A 19,339-nucleotide genomic window follows, 5' to 3' on the forward strand; every position below is an offset into this window, starting at 1 on the left:
ACGGAGTTAACCCTCACGGGTTTCCCCGTCAGGGTGATCAATAAATTAGGCGTCCAACGCAATCAGCAACTGTTCAGATTCATGTTTAAGCCGCAGTGCTTGCCATAAGGGGACCTTCATGTCGTCATCATGCGGCAAACAGAAAAAACCAAACGTCACCTCACACGTTCCCGGCTTTGCTGCTGACCAGGCTTTGAATGCCTGGTAAATCAGTTGATGAAACCGTTCTGTTTCATATTCCGGCGCAGACGGATAACTCACCATTCGCCGCCAGACTGGCTCTTCAATCGCTACGGCCGGCATCACCCACCGGGTAACAGCAGTCAACGTCTCATTGACCATTATGCGGCCTCATCATAAGCATGCGATAAACTACGCTGTCTCAACAGGCGCGTTAGCATCTGTTGTGCCGAATCCACCGCTTCCGTTTCGTCGATAAGGTACCGCTCGCCATAAAACGGCTCCGAACTCTCCTCACCGAAATACAGCAACTCCACACCCGGTTTGTAGCTGTGTCTATCTCTGACCACAACCGGTCTCCCGCATGACTTCGCGTCATCAGAAAGTTGCCATTTACCCGCATACACCGTTTGTCTCCGAGCCTGGGTCATATGAGTCACCGGTAGTCTCACCTGTCTTCGGCGTAACAACCAGGACATCACATGGTAAAACGACAGAGAAATCCAACGAATAACGCCCCAAAGTACTGTCGCAAAGATCATTAACATCGTTCGTCTCCTTTATCCCCATAACAACTGGAAAACCAGCAACAGCACACCTAACGTCAGGATCCCCGCAACTTTGAACAGCGTTATCATGCCCAAAAGTTTAAGGAGTGCGTCACGATCCCGATAATCACACTCATCACGGATCAAATCGCGGATAAGTGAGCGTTGTTTCGGCGTTAACATCTCTGAAGCCGACAAGGTTGTCGTATCAGTGGGGGGATGAAAAGCAGGCATTAACCACTCCTGTTACCGGGAGCCTGCCCTTGACGGGGACAAGCCCCGGGAAATGTAAGGAAGATGTTCATCACGAACATCATACAAAGTAAATAAATCCGTCAGGTCAATCCCTGTCAGGATGCCTGATAAGTATCGCCAGCCGAGGCAATCTCCCCGACTTAACTTTGCGCCCAATCAGTGCTTCAGACCGGACAGATTTCATCAATATTTCAGTTAATCACGATAAAGTTTGCATAATATTTCCTCAAATGTAAAAAAATGAGGAATAACCTCATCCCTCAGGGAAAGGCATTCCCCATCAGGAGGTGGTTGTATGACAGAGACAACAGAGAACTAACCCTGTCCCTCGGAGGTGAGATCACCAAATGGCAAGCCTGCCACCGTGTGTTACTAAAAATGCACCTTCATCACTGTAATCAGTGATACCCGTTTTCAAAGGATAAACGGGTGTACCGCCCAAAGGCACCATCTCTCAGGTTACAATGGTTTTATGACGAGCCACCCAAAGGCGTCAGTCTCAGACTCATCTGACATTGGCCGTTGTCCGAAAACAACAAGTTAACATATTGATATTAAGCCCAGGGCTGTTTCGATTCAAGCTAAATTCAAAAGCCAATTAATCATCACTGCACTGTTTATTGTAGACACGGGCAACATAATGTCCTCGTCCATCTCCATGTCCCAAATCCATTGCAACCATCGCTTCTGCTTCTTTTCGACTTAATCCTTTCGACAAATGATAATTTATTGCCTCAACAGCATAAGCATAACGCAAACTGTGTGGTGAAGACTTTCCGGTTAACCCCGCTTCCCTGACTCTATTCCGGTAACGATCAATGGCCGAATGTAAATTTGGCTTATCAATCAAATGCCCCTCATTTTTATTGGTATACTTTATTGCCGTCCTGACTGCCGGGATCACTTTATCCCGATCAACCACCGTCGTATCACGGGGACGTCCCCCTTTTGTACCAAACACCCCCCTCAATCTTTCATCCCCACGCAATAAAGCTTTTTCCCACGTTCTTAATGATTTTACCGTCTGAACAGCTCCTTCCATTCGTGATAAGGGTTAGCTAATTGAGATCTTCCCGCCATAGCAAATATTGCCCGAACAGCCGCCATCTCATTTTGTAACGTTCGCTTTGAAAATTTCCTTTTTAACACACACAACACAACCGCTTGCAACCTGACAGATACAGGCAATACCGAACGGCATTTTGAATGTTATATCTCAACCCCAACGGCACGGTTTGGTTTGCGCTTCCTGCGGCTCGACTGATATCTGTGCATCGGGGCGGTGAAATTGTTGAATTCTTACAAGGCACCCCAGCTCTCTGAGCTGTTCGCGGTTTACACCGTCCTGACCGTTGTCAGACTACCTCCAACGCCAGTTTTCACTGACGTCGCCATCAATACCGAGTCGATTGTTCTCCTTCTTCTGAATATAAAACGTCAACATGATTATTTTTCACTCAAGACGTTAAGGTGGATTGCGATCTTCAAACCCTCCGACCGGGGTACTACGTATTGGTCAGAAGGTAGAAGATACAGGGAAAGCTTGTATTACGTGGTTTGGGATGTTGTACGCTGGCAGCGTCACTTGGTTTTCGTTATCACGCCAACAAGTGACGCTGCCCGTTTCTTCTGGACCCAATGCGTTATCCGTAAAATATCCAATAACCTGTCGAATCTGGCAACAGTCACCCGAAATGCTAAACGAAACCACCCAAGCAAGCCAATCGTAGAAAGCAAAATCAACCCGTAGATTGTTTTTGATGATACTGACAAGTTAGAAAATTATATGTGAAATTGCACCTTCATCACTGTTGTTAGTGATACCCGTTTTCAAAGGATAAACGGATTTACCGTCCGAAGACGCCATCTCTCAGGTTATGATGGCATTGAGATTCAGTCACCCGAAGGCGTTCCTCTCAGACTGCGGGAACATTAACGATCGCTTACGCGACAACCAAATACTTCCTTAAATTAATCAAGGTCCATCTCAACGTCAAGAAAGCTTTTCATGCTGTATAAAATAATCATTTATGTTCTTCAAAAAGTGAGCAAAATGCAGGTTGAAAGTTGACTGGCATAGAGAAATCCAAAATAGCATAGCGCCAGTGCTGCCAACTGAGCTAAAAGTCATCATCTAACCTCATCAGAAAAGATAATATTTCATCACCAATTTACGACAAGTATCACTTCGTCAGTGATTTCATCCTGAAATCAAACATCATAAATGTGACAAGAATCACATAATTAACACAAAAAATGAAATTAATTTGAAATTATTAACATTGGTTATTAAATGATTAATATTAATCTATTTTTTATACAATATTGTCACAAAATAATCACATTGGCCTGTTTTTTGCTTGCAATATAACCCCTTGTTTTTGCTGCTATCTTAACCAACCTCCTATTTTAGATGTCCAGTTGATCATCAATCTCAAATATTGATCGCTAAGCTAAATTCGTGGTTAATACCGCTATGGCATTGTGGAATAGAAAGTCAATGAAAAGCAGTATTTTAGTATTAACAGTTTTTTGTAGCATGGTTTCAGGCAGTCAAGCTGCCGACATCGCAGATCAACAACTCATTCATCAACAGGCCCGCCAGCAAGCCCTGGAAGCCCAGTTAACGCCACCCCCTGCGGAGGTTCACCTGTCTGTCCCCGAACAGGCGGTGTCATCCGCCTTTCCGCTGGAAACGCCGTGTTTTCCGATCACCCGCGTCGTGTTGGCCGGCACTGAAAATTTCCCGCACTGGTTGCCGTTCAGGCGTGTCGCTCAACAGGGCGAAAACCATTGCCTCGGCGCTCAGGGCATTAACCGACTGATGACCGAATTGCAAGATCAGCTCATTAATCACGGTTATGTCACCAGCCGGGTTCTGGTTCCTCGTCAGGATTTGCGTACCCAAACGCTAAAACTGGTGATGATACCGGGCAACATCCGGCATATCCGCTATACCCCTGACAGCGGGAAATATATCCAGCGGATAACCCCCTTTCCCGCGCGTGAAGGAAAATTGCTGGATTTACGGGACATTGAGCAGGGACTGGAAAACTTGCAACGCTTCCCGACGGTTCAGGCGGAGATGAACATTGTCCCGGCAGCGCAACCGGGGGAGAGTGATATTGTGCTGGACTGGCGTCAGTCCCGGCACTGGCGAGTCGCCACGTATCTGGATGATACCGGGTCCAAAAGCACCGACCGTTATCAGGGCGGACTCACCTTTTTTCTGGATAACCCGCTGGCGCTAAGCGACCTGTTCTATCTCTCCGGTGGACGCGATATTCATGCGTCTGCCGGGAAAGGCAGCCAAAACGACACGCTCTATTATTCGCTGCCCTTCGGCTACTGGATGGCGAGCGTGACGGCCAGTCATTACGATTATGTGCAGACAATCGCCGGGCTGAATCAGGCGATCCAATACCGGGGCAAAAGCCAAAACCTGGCGGTCCAGCTCAGCCGGGTGCTGCACCGTAACGCCGACCAGAAAACCCTGCTCAACGGTGAAATTTATCGCCGGGCGTCCCGCAATTTTATTGACAACACTGAAATCGATGTTCAGCGCCGGGAAACCGCAGGCTGGAAGCTGGGGCTGTCCCATCATCACACTATCGGCAACGCCACTCTCGATACCCGGGTGACTTACCAACAGGGCATGCGCTGGTTTGGCGCGCAACCGGCGCCGGAAGAGTATCGCAATGAAGGGACCGCCTTACCTAAAATCACCCAATTCTCAGCGACGCTGGCCGGGCCGGTAACGCTGTTTTCTCAGCCCTTCTCTTATCAAACCCAATACTTACGTCAGATAAGCGCCAGCCCATTGACGCCCCAGGATCGCTTTTCCATTGGCGGCCGCTGGACGGTACGCGGCTTTGATGGCGAGTTGACGTTATCCGCTGATCGGGGTTGGTACAGCCGGAACGAACTGGACTGGCAAACCCCGTTGCGCGGGCAATCGCTGTATCTGGGGATCGACTATGGCGAAGTGGGCGGACGGGGCAGTGACGCGCTGCTCGGAAAACACCTGGCGGGAAGCGCCCTGGGCTGGCGAGGCAACCTGAAAGGGGTGAGCTACGACCTGTTTGTCGGCATCCCGCTGTCCAAACCCGCCGGTTTCCAAACCTCCCCGGTCACGGCCGGATTCAACCTGTATTGGCAGTATTAATTCAAATAGCAAAACTGCCAGTGGGTAGTGTTGTGTGGAGCAAAAGTCATGAATAAGCAGTTATATCGTATTATCTTTAATCAGGCCCGCCAGATGTGGATGGTAGTGGCCGAGATAGTGTGTGCCGGACAGGGACGAACCGGACGTCGTACTCGTCGCCCCTCTTCACCGCAACGTTGTTGTCGGCTTACTGCGCTACGGTTTGGGGTGTTATTCGCCCTTGGCGGGATTTCCCTCACGGCACAGGCGGCGATTGTGGCTGACGGACAGGCGCCGGGACGTCAGCAGCCGACTATCATTCGCAGCGCCAACGGCACGCCGCAGGTTAATATCCAGACGCCCGGCTCTGATGGCGTTTCTCACAACAGCTACCGTCAGTTTGATGTGGATAAACAAGGGGTTATCCTTAATAACAGCCATCAGGCCACGCAGACGCAACTCGGTGGTATGGTGGCGGGTAATCCATGGTTAGCCAAAGGGGACGCCAGCGTTATCCTCAATGAAGTCAACAGCCATGACCGCAGTCACCTCAACGGCTGGATTGAAGTAGCCGGGCATAAAGCCGAGGTGATTATTGCCAACCCGGCCGGTATTACTTGTAACGGTTGCGGGTTTATTAACGCGCATCGCACCACGCTCACCACCGGACAAGCGCTGATGGAGCGGGGCCGATTGAAAGGGTTTGATGTCAATCAGGGGGAAGTGCGCATTGACGGGCACGGCATGGACAGCACCCAGCAAAGTTACACCGATATTATCGCCCGCTCCGTGGCGATTAACGCCAAATTACACGCGCAAGACCTGAAAGTGACCACCGGGCGCAATCGGGTGGATGCGGCACACCAGAAGATTGAGAAAAAATCCGCTGAGGCCACTGACCAGCCGGAGTTTGCGTTGGATGTGGCGGCACTGGGCGGCATGTATGCCCATAAAATTAGGCTAATAGGCACCGAAACGGGGGTGGGCGTCCATAATGCCGGCAATATCGGGGCCTCAGCCGGGGACGTGCATATTACCGCCGATGGCTGGATAGAAAACCGCGGCGCCATCAGCAGCCGTGACGGGCTGCAATTAACGTCGTCTGCCGATGTCACTAACGCGGGCAAATTGCTGTCACAATCAACGGTGAATTTACAAGCCAACGGGGCGTTAAAGAATCAGGGCCGGGTGGAAGCCCGCGGCGATACCACCGTTACCGCAGGCACCATACACAGCAGCCATGACAGCGTCTGGGCCGCCGGACTGGATGATAAGGGCAACACCACCCGCCCCGGTTCACTGACCCTGACCGCGCAACACGTTCAGGCCAATGGCAAAAATCTGGCGACCGATACGCTGGCTATCCACAGTCAACAGATTGACCTGAGCGACAGCCAGACCGCCGCTAGCCAGATTCAACTCACCGCCGGCCAATCGGGGATAAATACCGCTCGCGCCACCGTTAACGCAAACCGTTTGACTGCGAAAACGCCGGGCCAGTTTAACAACAACGGCGGCCAGTTAGTGGCGCGGGAAATCCACCTCACGACCCCGGATATCTCTAACCTGAAAGGAAAAATTAACCAGACAGGCAGCGGTGAACTGACGCTCCATACCCGTACCCTGAATAACCGTGAAGGGACAGTGTTCAATCAAGGGAAACGGTTGATCCTCACCACAGACCAGCTCGACAACCATCAGGGCAACATTGCCAGTCAGGGCGAGGACCTGCATCTCACTGCGCGTCACGCAGATAACACTCAGGGCACGGTGCAACTGGCGGGTAACGGGAAACTGGCACTCAACAGCCAACACTGGCTGGGCAATAAGGGCAAACTGCTCACCAACGGCGCCCTGACGATACAAGCCGGGGAACTGCAACTCAACCAAGCTGAAACTCAAGCCGGGCAGATTACCGTCAACGCGGATACCCTGAACCATCAAGGGGGTGTGATGCAACAACAGGGTAAAGATACGCTGTCTCTGACGGTGAACACCCTGAATAATCAGGAGGGCACCCTTGCCGGTAACGGCAACCTGAACCTTAAGGCAACGACCGTCGATAATCGTCACGGCAACCTTGTGGCTGCCGACAAAGGGTCGCTGACACTGACGGTCAAAGACACGCTGGACAATCAGGCGGGCCGGCTGGAAGCGGGTAACGCGCTCCGGCTCAGCGCAGCCCAACTGGATAATCGCCGGGGGAGCATCGTGGCGGCCGGGGACAGCGCCACCTTGACCATTGGCAAAGCCATTCAGAATGCCCACGGTCATCTTGAAGCCAAAACCCGACTGACCACGACCAGCCAGACACTGGATAACACGCAGGGCGTGTTGCTGGCGCAGCATATCAACAGCCAGACCACCGGCCAGCCCTTCATCAATACGGCGGGACAGGTGATAGCCGGGGACACCCTGACCTTAAACAGTGGTGAACTGGATAATACGGCGGGGCGGTTACAATCCGGCAGGGAGATGGCCGTTGATACCCACGGGCATGGGCTCATTAATACCCGCAATGCCGACCAAAAAGCGGGCCGGTTGTTAAGCGGCGGGCAGTTAACCCTGCGCACCGGCGACATTGATAACACCGGCGGCATGATAGCGGCGGACGGCAAAACGACGCTGACCAGCAGCATGCTCAACAATACTCAGGGACAGATAGCCGGGAATGGCGGGCTGGACATTCACAGTCAGCAACTCACTAACCGCAACGGGACCTTACAATCCGCAGACGCCCTGAATCTGGATACCGACGGGCAGTTACTGGATAACCAGCAGGGCCAGATTATTGGCGAGGGCAAAACCACCGTCACCAGCGGCCCGCTGGATAATCGCCACGGCCATCTTCAAGGCGGACAGTTGGTTATCGACACCCGACAGGCGCAAACCGATAACCGGGACGGCAAATTGTTGTCGGCCGGTACATTCAACCTGAAAACCCAGCGGCTCGATAATCGACACGGGCAGGTGCAAGCCGTGGGCGACACCACACTCAATGTCAAAACCCAAACCGATAACACCGGCGGCCTTATCCGTGGCGGTCAGCAATTGACCTTGAGCGCCGCTCACCTGATTAACCGCGACACGGCGCAGACGGATAAAGGACTGGAAGCGCAAAACCTGACGGTCAACGCCCAACAGGTGGACAACCGCCAGGGCGCTTTACGGGCGGCCGACCGCCTGCAAGCGAACATCAGCCAGACCTTGAATAATACTCAGGGGCTGGTCTCCGCAGGCAAACAGCTCACTATCAACCGCGAGGCTCAGCAACCGCATCTGAGGATTAACAACCAACAGGGCGCCTTAATTGCCGGAAAGCAGTTCGATATTAACGCCGAGTCCCTCAGCGGTGACGGCCAACTGTTATCGCAGGGGGATATGGCCGTCACCTTAACCGAGGATTTTCACCATACCGGCAACACGGCGGCCAATGGCAATCTGACCCTGAAAACCAGCGGCAATATTCTTAATGACCGCCAGATAAAAGCCGGTCGGGCGCTGCATCTTGGGGCGCAAAATCTTACCAACAGCGCTGCCGGTGAAATCAGCGCCGGGCAAACGCAAATCAAGGTCCACGATACGCTGAACAATACCGGATTGATTGACGGCGGCCTGACCCATCTCACGGCCAACACCCTGAACAATACCGGCACCGGGCGCATTTACGGCGACCAACTCGCCCTCCAGACGGGCACGCTGAATAATACCGCACAGGACGGCAAAGCCGCCGTGATTGCCGCGCGTGACCGGCTGGATATCGGCACCGGGATACTCAACAACCAGCATCATGCCCAGATTTACAGCGTGGGCGATATGCACATTGGCGGCCAGTTGGACAACAGCCTGACGGCGACTGGTCAGGCCTGTGAGCTCAATAACCACGCGGCGACAATTGAGGCCGGGAACAACCTGAAAATTCAGGCCGACCGGATTAATAACACCAACGCCGGTCTGGTGACGCAGGTCGTCGAAACAGAAAAGTCGCCACATCACGACGCGGTACTGAGCGGCCGGACCACCCGCTATGACTGGTCGCAAGTGGACACTTCCCGCCACAACTCATACGGCGTGCACGATGCCATCATGCCGGACGGCAGCCGCAGTAATGACTTTTACGAATATCAGTACACCCGCACCGTGAAGGAAACGCAGGTTAAACAGAGTGACCCCGGTAAAATTCTGGCGGGCGGCAATATTACGCTCAACAGTGCGAAAGTGGCTAATCACGACAGCCAAATTGTCGCCGGTGGTGAGCTGAACGGCGAAATAGGCGAACTGCACAATATAGCCACTCAGGGCGAACGTATCACCACCGATAAAGGTCGCCAGACTCACTGGTATGCGAAAAAGAAACGACTTAAGCCCAGATTCCGCGGCACCAAAACCTCGCAGGGGAAAAGCCGCAGTGGTTATAACCCCGCGCCGGTGACAGAAACGATTGACCTGAAAACGTTGGCCTGGCAGGACCACACCCGTCCACAGGGTACCGATATCACGATTACGGACCGACAGACCGGTCAGGTACATGCTGCTCCCACGGCGGTCAAACCGGTGAGCGGGATAAACGACCAGCCGCTGGTCTTGCCCCCCAGTCAACCGTTTGAACTGTCTCTGCCCCCGGAAACGGTAAAAGGGCAAACAGTCGACCCGGCGATACGTGTAGTGACCCCCAATACCCGCCTGCCGGATAACAGTCTGTATACGGTGCAACCGGGCAGTGACAGCCACTATCTGGTCGAGACCGACCCGAAATTTACCCAGTATAAACAGTGGCTGGGCTCGGATTATATGCGGCAACAATTAACGCACGACCCGGCGCTGGTCCACAAACGCCTGGGCGATGGGTTTTACGAACAGCGGCTGGTGCGCGACCAAATCACCCAACTGACTGGCCGACGCTATCTGCCGGGCTACAACAACGACGAAGCGCAGTTTAAAGCGCTGATGGATGCCGGAATTGCCTTTGGCCAACAGCAACAGTTAACGCCGGGCGTCGCCTTAAGCCCGGCGCAAATGGCATTGCTGACGTCGGACATTATCTGGCTGACGAACCAAACCGTGACTTTGCCGGACGGCACTACCGAAGTGGTCACCGTGCCGCAGGTGTATGCGCGCGTCCGTCAGGGCGACCTGAGCAGTGATGGCGCCCTACTCGCCGGTAATTCCGTGGCCCTCAACAATCAGGGCGATATTACCAACAGCGGTACGATTAGCGGGCGTGACGTCACCCAACTGACCGCCAACAACCTGACCAACAGCGGCTTTATTCGCGGCGGTAAAGTCGATTTAGCGGCCCAACAGACGCTCACCAACCGGGGCGGGCAGATTCAGGGAGATGACCGGGTAACTTTGACAGGTCGCGATATCACCAGTGCATCAACTGTGCGCGGGGATGAGGCTAACCGCTGGCTGGACCGTCCGGCGGGGATTTATGTGCAGAACGATAAAGGCGCCTTATCGCTGAGCGCCATCAATAATGTGCAATTAACCGCCAGTGAGGTGAAGAACGCCGGTAAAGACGGTCGCACCGAGATAACCGCAGGCCATAACCTGACGCTGGATACCCTAAGCACGCGCCGTACAGAACAGGGCGACTGGGGGAAAGATAACTATCGCCATCTGAATCAACAACAAGATATCGGCAGCCAGATAACCGGCGCCGGTGAGGTGACCCTGCAAGCCGGGCAGGATTTGACTGCCTCCGCCGCTCACGTCAATGCCGGTCAACAATTGACGGCGCAGGCCGGAAATAACCTGGCATTGACAACCGGTACCGCCTCATCTGACTTAGTGGAGCACAGTAAACAGACCAGCAAAGGCTGGCTGTCCAAGTCGTCGGTGGAAACCCACGATGAAGTGCACGACCGGCAGGCGCTCAGTACCACATTCAGCGGCGATAAAGTGACTTTACAGGCCGGTAAAGACCTGCATATCAGCGGCAGCAATGTGGCAGGCACGCAGGATGTCAGCCTGAACGCCGGTCATCAGCTTACCGTCGCCACCGCCGCAGAAGCGCACAATGAAACCCATTTGCGGCAGGAGAAAAAATCCGGCCTGATGGGCACCGGAGGGATTGGTTTTACCGTTGGCAAAGCCAGCCAGAAAGTCGCCACCGACAGCGACAGCCAGCTGAGTAAAGGCAGCACGGTCGGCAGCAGTCAGGGCAACGTGACTCTCAACGCGGGAGAACAACTCCGGGTTCACGGCAGTGAAGTGATTGCCGGTAAGGACCTGACGCTGACCGGTCAACAGGTCACGGTCACCAGTGCGGAAAACCGCAATAACACCACGACAAAAACCGAACAAAAACAGAGCGGCTTAACGGTGGCATTGAGTGGCGCGGCCGGGGGCGCCATCAACAGTGCGGTGCAAACGGCCCATGAAGCGCAACAGACTGCCGACCCGCGCCTGAAAGCGTTGCAAAACACCAAAGCTGCCCTCAGCGGAGTGCAAGCGACGCAGGCTGCCAGACTGGCCGAAGCTCAGGGCGGTGGCAACAGCAGCAATAACAATTTGGCCGGGGTGAGCCTGTCCTACGGTCGTCAGTCTTCCCGTTCAGAACAGCAGTCCCGTCAGACCACCCAACAGGGCAGCCATCTCACCGCCGGGGATAATCTCACGATAACGGCGCACGGTGACGATAAAGGGACCTCAGGCCCGAACGGCGATATCCGCGTTCAGGGCAGCCAGTTACAGGCGGGCAAAGACCTGCAACTCAATGCGAGTCGGGATATTGCGCTCTCGTCCAGCCAGAACACCGAACAGACCGCCGGCAAAAACAGCAGCCACGGCAGCTCGCTGGGCGTGGGCCTGACCGCCGGCCCCGGAGGCACCGGTCTGAACGTCTCGGCCAATGTCAGTCGGGGCAACGGCCGTGAAAACGGCAACGGCGTCAGCCACAATAACACCACGTTACAGGCGGGACAGACCGTTGAGCTGAACAGTGGCCGGGATATCACGCTGAAAGGGGCACAAGTCAGCGGCGAACAGATTACTGCCGACGTGAAACGTCATCTGACACTCAGTAGCGAACAGAACAGCCAGCGCTATGACAGCCGACAACAGAATGCCAGCGCCGGAGTCAGCACCACCGTAGGCCCGCAATCTAACGGCACCCTGACTCTCAATGCCAGCCGCAATAAACTGCACAGCAATTACGATTCAGTGCAGGAGCAGACCGGGCTGTTTGTCGGCAAAGGCGGTTATCAGGTTAACGTCGGCGACCACACCCAATTAGACGGTGCAGTGATAGCAAGTACCGCTGACAAAGCCAAAAACACCCTCAACACCGGAACACTGGGTTTTAAAGATATTCAAAATAAAGCGGATTTTACTGTCGAACAGCAAAGTGCAGGCGTCAGCCTCGGCCAACCGACCGCCGGTCAGGTACTGAATAATCTGGCGGTCAATGCGCTGACGGGGGCCCATAATCAGGGCCATGACAGCAGTACCACGCACGCCGCCGTCAGTGACGGCAACCTGATTATCCGGGATAAGGCGCACCAAACGCAGGATATCGCGAACTTAAGCCGTGATACCGATAACGCCGCCAATGTCTTGAGTCCGATATTTGATAAGGAAAAAGAACAGCAGCGGCTGAAACAGGCGCAACTGATTGGCGAACTCAGCGCCCAGATGACCGAGATAGCCGGGACCGAAGGGAAAATTATCGCGACCCAAGCGGCGAAAGCGAAACTGGACCATATCAGTGAACAGGACCAAGCCGATGCCAGAGAAAAGTTGATCAACGCAGGGAATAAACATCCGACTCCGGCGGATATCAATAAACAAATCTATGACACCGCTTACACGCAGGCGCTGAATGACTCCGGCCTGGGGACCGGTGGTAAATACCAGAAAGCCTTGCAGGCGGCTACGGCAGCGATTCAGGGCCTGGCGGGGAACAATCTCGGTCAGGCGCTGGCCGGCGGTGCTTCGCCGTATCTGGCTGGCGTGATTAAAGAACTGACTACTGACCCACAAACCCATCAGGTGGATATCGCCACCAATACGCTGGCCCATGCGATTTTGGGCGCGGTGGCGGCGGAAGTCAGTGGTAACAATGCTTTGGCGGGAGCAGCCGGCGCCGCTTCCGGCGAATTGGCCGCACAAGTCCTGATAAAACAGCTTTACGGCGATAAGGCAAAAGTCAGTGAGTTAACCGAGGAGCAGAAACAAACTATCAGCACCCTTTCTACCCTGGCAGCCGGGCTGGCCGGCGGCATTGCCGGTGATTCCAACGCCAGCGCACTCACTGGGGCACAGGCTGGGAAGAATGCAATTGAGAATAATGCGCTGGCCTCCCGAAATCTGGGGGATTGCAGCACAATGTCACCGGAAGCGTGCGGCAAGGCCAAAGAACTGAGTCAGCGCATTCTAGATAAAGGTCTGCCGTCAGTTGAGGACATGCGCGATAAACTGGCGGCTTGTCAGGATGACAGCTGCCGCAAAGGCATCTGGACGGAATACCGTCAGGCCAGCGATGCGACCATCAATACTTTGAAACAAATGGCGCTGAATGGCGAGTTGAGCCGTGAAGAACTGGCCTTTATCAACCATGAACTGGGTAAAGAACTGGCGGTCTCGGGCTACCGTGCCAATGATAAGATAGGTCGTTCAGAGCAGAGTAGTTGGCTAAATGGTGGCGGTGGGCCACTCTCCGGGTTCTTTAATACTGAATTACGTCAGAAAGAGCTGGAGAACGCTGGATTATCTAAAGCCGATGCGGCGCAGTATGTGAAGGAAGAGCATCGGAATCTGATGTTGCTGGAGACAGCGACGGGAATTATTGGGGCAAAAGCTAATAGAACTTCTATAAATATAGTCGGAAAAGGCGCAACATTACCTACTGGTTATGCTCCAAAAGGGAATTCAGTTATCGGGCCAAAAGGTAGTGTTTATGGCAATACAGGAAAAGTAGATGCCTCAGGAAACACGATTTATAGTAACAACGGTGGGTACTATACGTTTGAAAATGGCGTGAAAACAAAAGTTCAATCACCTAACTCTGATTCACAAATACGGCAGAATTATGAGAAGGGTAAAGAATTTGAACAATCTACTTACGATAAATTCAAAGTTGATAAAGTTGAATCAGCACGAGAAATTACTGTCAAAACAGATAGTAATACAAAAATAAGGGTTGACATGATAGGCAAAGATAAAGAAGGAAACATTATCTGTGTTGAATGTAAAAGCTCATCAACTGCTCCATTAACAACAAATCAAAAGAAAGGTTTTCCTGAACTTGAAACCAAGGGGGGCACTGTCGTTGGAAAAGGAAAACCGGGTTTTGAAGAAGGGAGCAAAATACCGCCAACCAAGGTTGACATTATCAGGCCCACTTCTAAAGATTAAGTAAGGAGTTAATATGTCTATAGAAGATGTGAACAAAATAGATATGATAGGTATACCTAATGACAATGAAAACTTAGTTGTTCTGGGATTAACTGATCATTTATCGTGGAGTGGTTCGATAGAAGAACATTTACTAAAACTACAAGAAAAAATAAATAGTTATATTCGTTTTATTGAAAGCGGAGAGATATACGAAAGCTTTCCTGCTTCTTGTGGAAAAAGTGAAATATTAATAGAAGTTTATTTTAAGTATTATATCCCACATGAATGTGCTGATTTTTTGGAAAAGGTTGGGGAAATTCTTGCACCTGTTAATATTCAGTTAAGATATGAAGAAGGTGATATTGCTTAAAATAGATGTATTAACTATGTGATCTCAATGACTAAATTAGCGCAGAAGGCTTGCTCACTGCGCTAATTTCGATCTTTTTTAACTTTCCAGCTGCAAACTCAATCTTCCGTAACAACTTGAATAATCAATTGTCCCCGTTCAACTCTCACCTGCACCGCCTGTCCGGTGGCAAATCCCGCCTCTTCCAGCCAGTTGCCTTTGAGGTGCAAACTGGGGTGCTGGCTGTAATAGCGAGTGATGCCAGTGTGGCGGTCGGCATGACATCGGCTGATATAGCCGACTTTATAGCGGCGCTGGGCTTTCGAACTGTTTGAGTTTGCATTACAATCGCGTTCAGCCATAAATCAACTCCTACATAGTTGGTTATGTGGTCAGCGGCCATCATGAGGTGCGAACTCATGGTAGCCGCGTCATCTCAGCGCTTGGCGCTCTTCATAACAACTTTTTCCATCATTGACTTGGTGACAAAACTGTCAATCACCATAATCAACGCCTTCTGCTCCTCATCGGATAACGAATCAGCCTGTTGCCAGAGTTCATGCAATATGTGGTTACGTATCTTCACATCTTTGCTGGTCTCGCAGCGGCCAACCAGTTCATCGAGAGAAACCTGTAAAACATCAGCCAGCTTAATCAAGGACTCCAGTTGAGGGACGATGTGTCCCCGCTCCCAGCGGTTATACACTCTGGGTAGTACCTCAATCATCTCGGCAAGCCGTGATTGGGTTAATCCCCGAGCTTCTCTGAGCATCTTAAGCCGTTCAGAAAATACGGACATATCAATACCTGTTTGCAAAACACAAATGTCCGCCATTGTACCCCTTCCTTTTTAGCTGGCTGTTGTAAAGTCTCTTTTATGTGATTATTATATATCGCAAACATGTCTATTGACAAGGTTCAAAAGGAAAGACTTATGACCCGCACTCCCGATACCGATTTAGCCCGCTTAAAGCAGTCCGTCTCATTGCTGGGGCTGGCGCGTAAGCAGGGCCGTCCGATGAAAAAACGCGGTGAGGATTATGTGCTGCGCTGCCCGTTCCACAATGAGAAAACGCCCTCAATGGTCATCTCACCGGCCAAAAACCTCTATCACTGCTTTGGCTGTGGCGCCGCGGGGTCGGTGCTGGACTGGGTGATACAAACGGAAGGGGTGACGCTGAAAATTGCTATCCGCCGGCTGCGGGAACTGGCCGGGTTACCGGACATGGACAATGCCGTGGTGGCCGCTTCTTCTTTAGCCGCCCAGCCGGAATCACAGGCGGCCCCCCTGCCGCGCCCGAAACTGGCCGATCTGGACGATGACGGGCAGGCGCTGTTGCGCCAGGTGATTGATTTTTATCATCAGAATTTACTGGCGTCACCGGAAGCGAAAGAATGGCTGGAACGACGCGGACTCAATCATCCTGAACTGGTCAGTCACTTTAAGCTGGGGTACGCGGGCCATCACGGGATCGGCGGTTCAGCGGGGTTATTGCCGTCCAAAAGCAGTCAGGAAGGCCAGCAACTGCGTGACAAGCTATCGGGTCTGGGCGTGTTGCGTACGACCACCCGGCAGGATCACTTCCGGGGCTGCGTCGTGGTGCCGGTGATCGGCTGGGCCGAATCGGCCAGTGTAGCCAGCCGCGGGCGGGTGCTGCAACTGTATGGCCGCCGAACCCAGCCGGATTACAAGGTGCTGAAAGACAGCCCGAAGCATCTGTACCTGCCGTCGCCACTGGCCGGGGTCTGGAACGAGGAAGCGATGAAAGCGGCTTCGGAAATCATCCTGTGCGAAGCACTGATCGATGCGATGACCTTCTGGTGCGCCGGGTTCCGCAACGTGATCGCCGCCTACGGCGTGAACGGTTTTAACCGCGATCACCTCGACGCCTTGCAGTATCACGGCGTGAAACGGGTGCTGATTGCCTTTGACCGGGACGAGGCCGGAGACCGTGGCGCGGCCAGTGTGGCGGCTGACTTACTGGAATCCGGCATTGAGGCGTGGCGGGTGCAGTTCCCGCCGGGCATGGATGTCAATGACTATGCCGTCAAAAGTGGCAACGCCGAACATGCGCTGGGGCTGGCCCTGCAACAGGCGGTCTGGTTGGGACAGGGAACGGCACCAGGTGCAGTGTTCAGTCATGAGCGGCCCGTCTCGTCAGATATGACGGAAAAGCCTCACAATGCAGATGTGGCTAAACCGGCTGCCTTAGCCGCCCCACCAGAGCTGACTGTTGCCCCCGTGCCTTGTGAGCGCACGGCCTGCGGTGAACTGCTGATGAAAAGCGGGCCCCGGGTCTGGCGGATACGGGGATGAAAAAATCGCCGGTGCCCGATGTGATGAAAGTCAATGTGCAGGTGCGGGATGAAACGTCCGGCCTGTTCCATGTGGATACACTGGACATGTATCACGCGCGGCATCGTCAGAACTACATCAGCACGGCGGCGCAAGAGCTGGAATGCGAGCTGTCGGTCATCAAACGCGAAGCCGGGCGGGTCTTGCTGATGCTGGAGCAGCAACAGGACGCGCAACAGCAGGCCGACGCCGAAGCCTCAGGGACAACCGCAGTCACGGTCAGCGCAGAAGATGAAGCCGCCGCGCTGGCGTTGCTGACATCGCCAAACCTGACAGAACAGATTATCAACGACATGGCCGCCTGTGGCGTGGTCGGCGAATCGACCAATCTGCTGACCGGGTATCTGGCGGCGGTCTCGCGCAAACTGGATAAACCGCTGGCCGTGTTAATCCAGAGCAGCAGCGCGGCGGGGAAATCCTCCCTGATGGACGCCGTGCTGAACCTGATGCCGGAAGAGGAGCGTATCCAGTACTCGGCGATGACCGGACAGAGCCTGTACTATCTGGGGGAAACCAGCCTGCAACACAAGATACTGGCTATCGCCGAAGAGGAAGGCGTGCGGCAGGCGGCCTATGCCCTGAAACTGTTACAGTCCGACGGCGAGCTGAAAATCGCCAGCACCGGCAAAAACGAACAGAGCGGCGAACTGGTGACGCGGGAATACAAGGTGCAGGGACCGGTCATGCTGATGTTAACGACGACGGCCATTGATGTGGATGAAGAGCTGCTGAACCGCTGTCTGGTGCTGACGGTCAACGAATCGCGCGAGCAGACGCAGGCCATCCACGCGATGCAACGGCACCGTCAGACACTGGCAGGGTTGCTGGCTGACTCAGAGAAAGGTTATCTGACGCAGTTACACCAGAACGCCCAGCGCTTGTTAAGGCCGCTGAAAGTGGTCAATCCTTACGCCCATCAACTGACGTTCCTGTCAGACAAAACCCGGATGCGGCGCGACCATATGAAATACCTGACGCTGATACAGGCCATTGCCTTGCTGCGCCAGTATCAACGTGAAGTGAAGAAAACGACCCACCGCGGACAGGTCATCGAATATATCGAAATCACCCAAGACGACATTACCCTCGCCAACCGGCTGGCGCATGAGGTGCTGGGGCGCACGCTGGATGAAATGCCGCGCAGACGCGTAAGCTGTTACTGCTGATACAAGAGATGGTGAACGCACAAGCGCAAATCCAGCACTGCCAGCCAAACGAAGTGCGCTTTACCCGCGGGATATCCGCGCCTTTACCCACTGGAGCGACAGCCAGCTCAAGAACCACTGTCAACGGCTGACGGAAATGGAATACCTGTTGTTGCATGGCGGCAGCCGGGGACACCTGCTGCATTATGAACTGCTGTGGGACGGGAAGACAACGGCGCAGCCCACCTGTGCGGCCTGCTGGATGTCGGAGAACCGGACTCAGAAACCGCGGCAGTGAACGCAAGTCTGACCCGGAAGGTCGCAAGTCTTCCCAAGTCCGGGGCAAGTCTGGCCTGAGTCTGGGGAAGAAAAACCCGCATCAGCCCGGACAGCACAAGAGTCAGCGGGGGCACAAGTCCGGCAGATGAAAACGCTATTATTAAGGAAAATAATCACAGAGACGCATTGCCCGTGCCCGACAGGGATAAAACATCGGAAGCCATCCCGACAGGTCATGAGAGCAAGTCTGACTTAAATGAACGCAAGTCTGCCTCAAGTCTGGGTCAAGTTAGGGTCAAGTCTGGGGTGAAAAAATCCCCATCAGGGCAGACAGAACAAGGGTTCAGCGTGCCACAAGTCGGGGTAACGGAAGACACAGTGATAAAAGGAAAAAAGAAAACGCGCCCCTTGTCTGCGCCCGCCACTCAATCTCAACCGGAGGTCAATCATGGCAAACCGTAAACCGCGCAAAGGAAGTCTCCTGACCGTCGATGACGTCTACCGTCAGCCGGTGGGTCCAGCGCATGACCCAAAAAGCCTGTATGCGCTGCTGCTGCGCTTTGTGGCGGTGGCGGCAGGAGCGGAACTGGTCGGAGACGACATTGAAAGTGCAGACCCATCATACTTACCGCTTATATCCTGTGGGCCACCGAACGGGGCCTGTACTCTGCCGCTGATATCACGCGGCCAATACTGGAACGTTACCAGCGCTACCTGTACCAGTACCGCAAGACCAACGGG

Annotated in this window: 9 protein-coding genes and 3 pseudogenes; 6 read left to right on the forward strand and 6 right to left on the reverse strand. The window is 53.5% G+C overall.

Features of this window, described 5'->3' with window-relative positions; genetic code table 11:
• Nucleotides 1–45 precede the first annotated feature (45 nt).
• From TI10_RS08105 to TI10_RS08120, 4 genes and pseudogenes are all read right to left on the reverse strand, one after another.
• Nucleotides 46–342, reverse strand: coding sequence for a hypothetical protein (locus tag TI10_RS08105; protein ID WP_049582790.1), 297 nt, complete (start codon nucleotides 340–342; stop codon nucleotides 46–48).
• A complete protein-coding gene (locus TI10_RS08110; protein WP_049582791.1) occupies nucleotides 342–728 on the reverse strand; it encodes a hypothetical protein in 387 nt (128 codons plus the stop codon). Before TI10_RS08110 ends, TI10_RS08105 begins: the two co-directional genes overlap by 1 nt.
• Nucleotides 729–740: 12 nt before the next feature.
• Nucleotides 741–962: a hypothetical protein gene (locus TI10_RS08115; RefSeq protein ID WP_049582792.1), complete on the reverse strand. Its 222-nt coding sequence runs from the start codon at nucleotides 960–962 to the stop codon at nucleotides 741–743.
• A 619-nt stretch (nucleotides 963–1,581) separates the two neighbouring features.
• Nucleotides 1,582–2,129 (reverse strand): annotated as a pseudogene (locus tag TI10_RS08120) (integrase domain-containing protein); the annotation flags it as partial.
• Nucleotides 2,130–2,458: 329 nt separating this feature from the next.
• Between TI10_RS08120 and TI10_RS24915 the strand changes: the two are divergent.
• From TI10_RS24915 to TI10_RS08135, 4 genes are all read left to right on the forward strand, one after another.
• A complete protein-coding gene (locus tag TI10_RS24915) occupies nucleotides 2,459–2,713 on the forward strand; it encodes a hypothetical protein (protein WP_139180509.1) in 255 nt (84 codons plus the stop codon).
• A 770-nt stretch (nucleotides 2,714–3,483) separates the two neighbouring features.
• Nucleotides 3,484–5,148, forward strand: a complete 1,665-nt coding sequence (locus TI10_RS08125; RefSeq protein WP_049582793.1) for a ShlB/FhaC/HecB family hemolysin secretion/activation protein — start codon at nucleotides 3,484–3,486, stop codon at nucleotides 5,146–5,148.
• 48 nt (nucleotides 5,149–5,196) lie between these two features.
• A complete protein-coding gene (locus TI10_RS08130; RefSeq protein WP_244161542.1) occupies nucleotides 5,197–14,487 on the forward strand; it encodes a two-partner secretion domain-containing protein in 9,291 nt (3,096 codons plus the stop codon).
• 13 nt (nucleotides 14,488–14,500) lie between these two features.
• Complete coding sequence (locus TI10_RS08135; protein WP_049582794.1) at nucleotides 14,501–14,839, forward strand: DUF6572 domain-containing protein; 339 nt, start codon at nucleotides 14,501–14,503, stop codon at nucleotides 14,837–14,839.
• Nucleotides 14,840–14,937: 98 nt separating this feature from the next.
• Here the strand turns inward: TI10_RS08135 and TI10_RS08140 are convergent, their stop codons facing one another.
• Both TI10_RS08140 and TI10_RS08145 read right to left on the reverse strand, forming a co-directional pair.
• The gene (locus TI10_RS08140) at nucleotides 14,938–15,180 is read right to left on the reverse strand and encodes a SymE family type I addiction module toxin (RefSeq protein ID WP_049582795.1); all 243 of its coding nucleotides are present in this window, start codon (nucleotides 15,178–15,180) and stop codon (nucleotides 14,938–14,940) included.
• A gap of 74 nt (nucleotides 15,181–15,254) precedes the next feature.
• Nucleotides 15,255–15,653, reverse strand: coding sequence for a helix-turn-helix domain-containing protein (locus tag TI10_RS08145; protein ID WP_049582796.1), 399 nt, complete (start codon nucleotides 15,651–15,653; stop codon nucleotides 15,255–15,257).
• Between the two features lie 99 nt (nucleotides 15,654–15,752).
• Here TI10_RS08145 and TI10_RS08150 point away from each other — a divergent pair.
• A pseudogene (locus TI10_RS08150) lies at nucleotides 15,753–19,060 on the forward strand (CHC2 zinc finger domain-containing protein).
• A pseudogene (locus TI10_RS25880) lies at nucleotides 19,047–19,339 on the forward strand (site-specific tyrosine recombinase XerC); the annotation flags it as partial. The pseudogenes TI10_RS08150 and TI10_RS25880, both read left to right, overlap by 14 nt.

The organism is Photorhabdus luminescens subsp. luminescens (assembly GCF_001083805.1).
GTDB lineage: Bacteria > Pseudomonadota > Gammaproteobacteria > Enterobacterales > Enterobacteriaceae > Photorhabdus > Photorhabdus luminescens.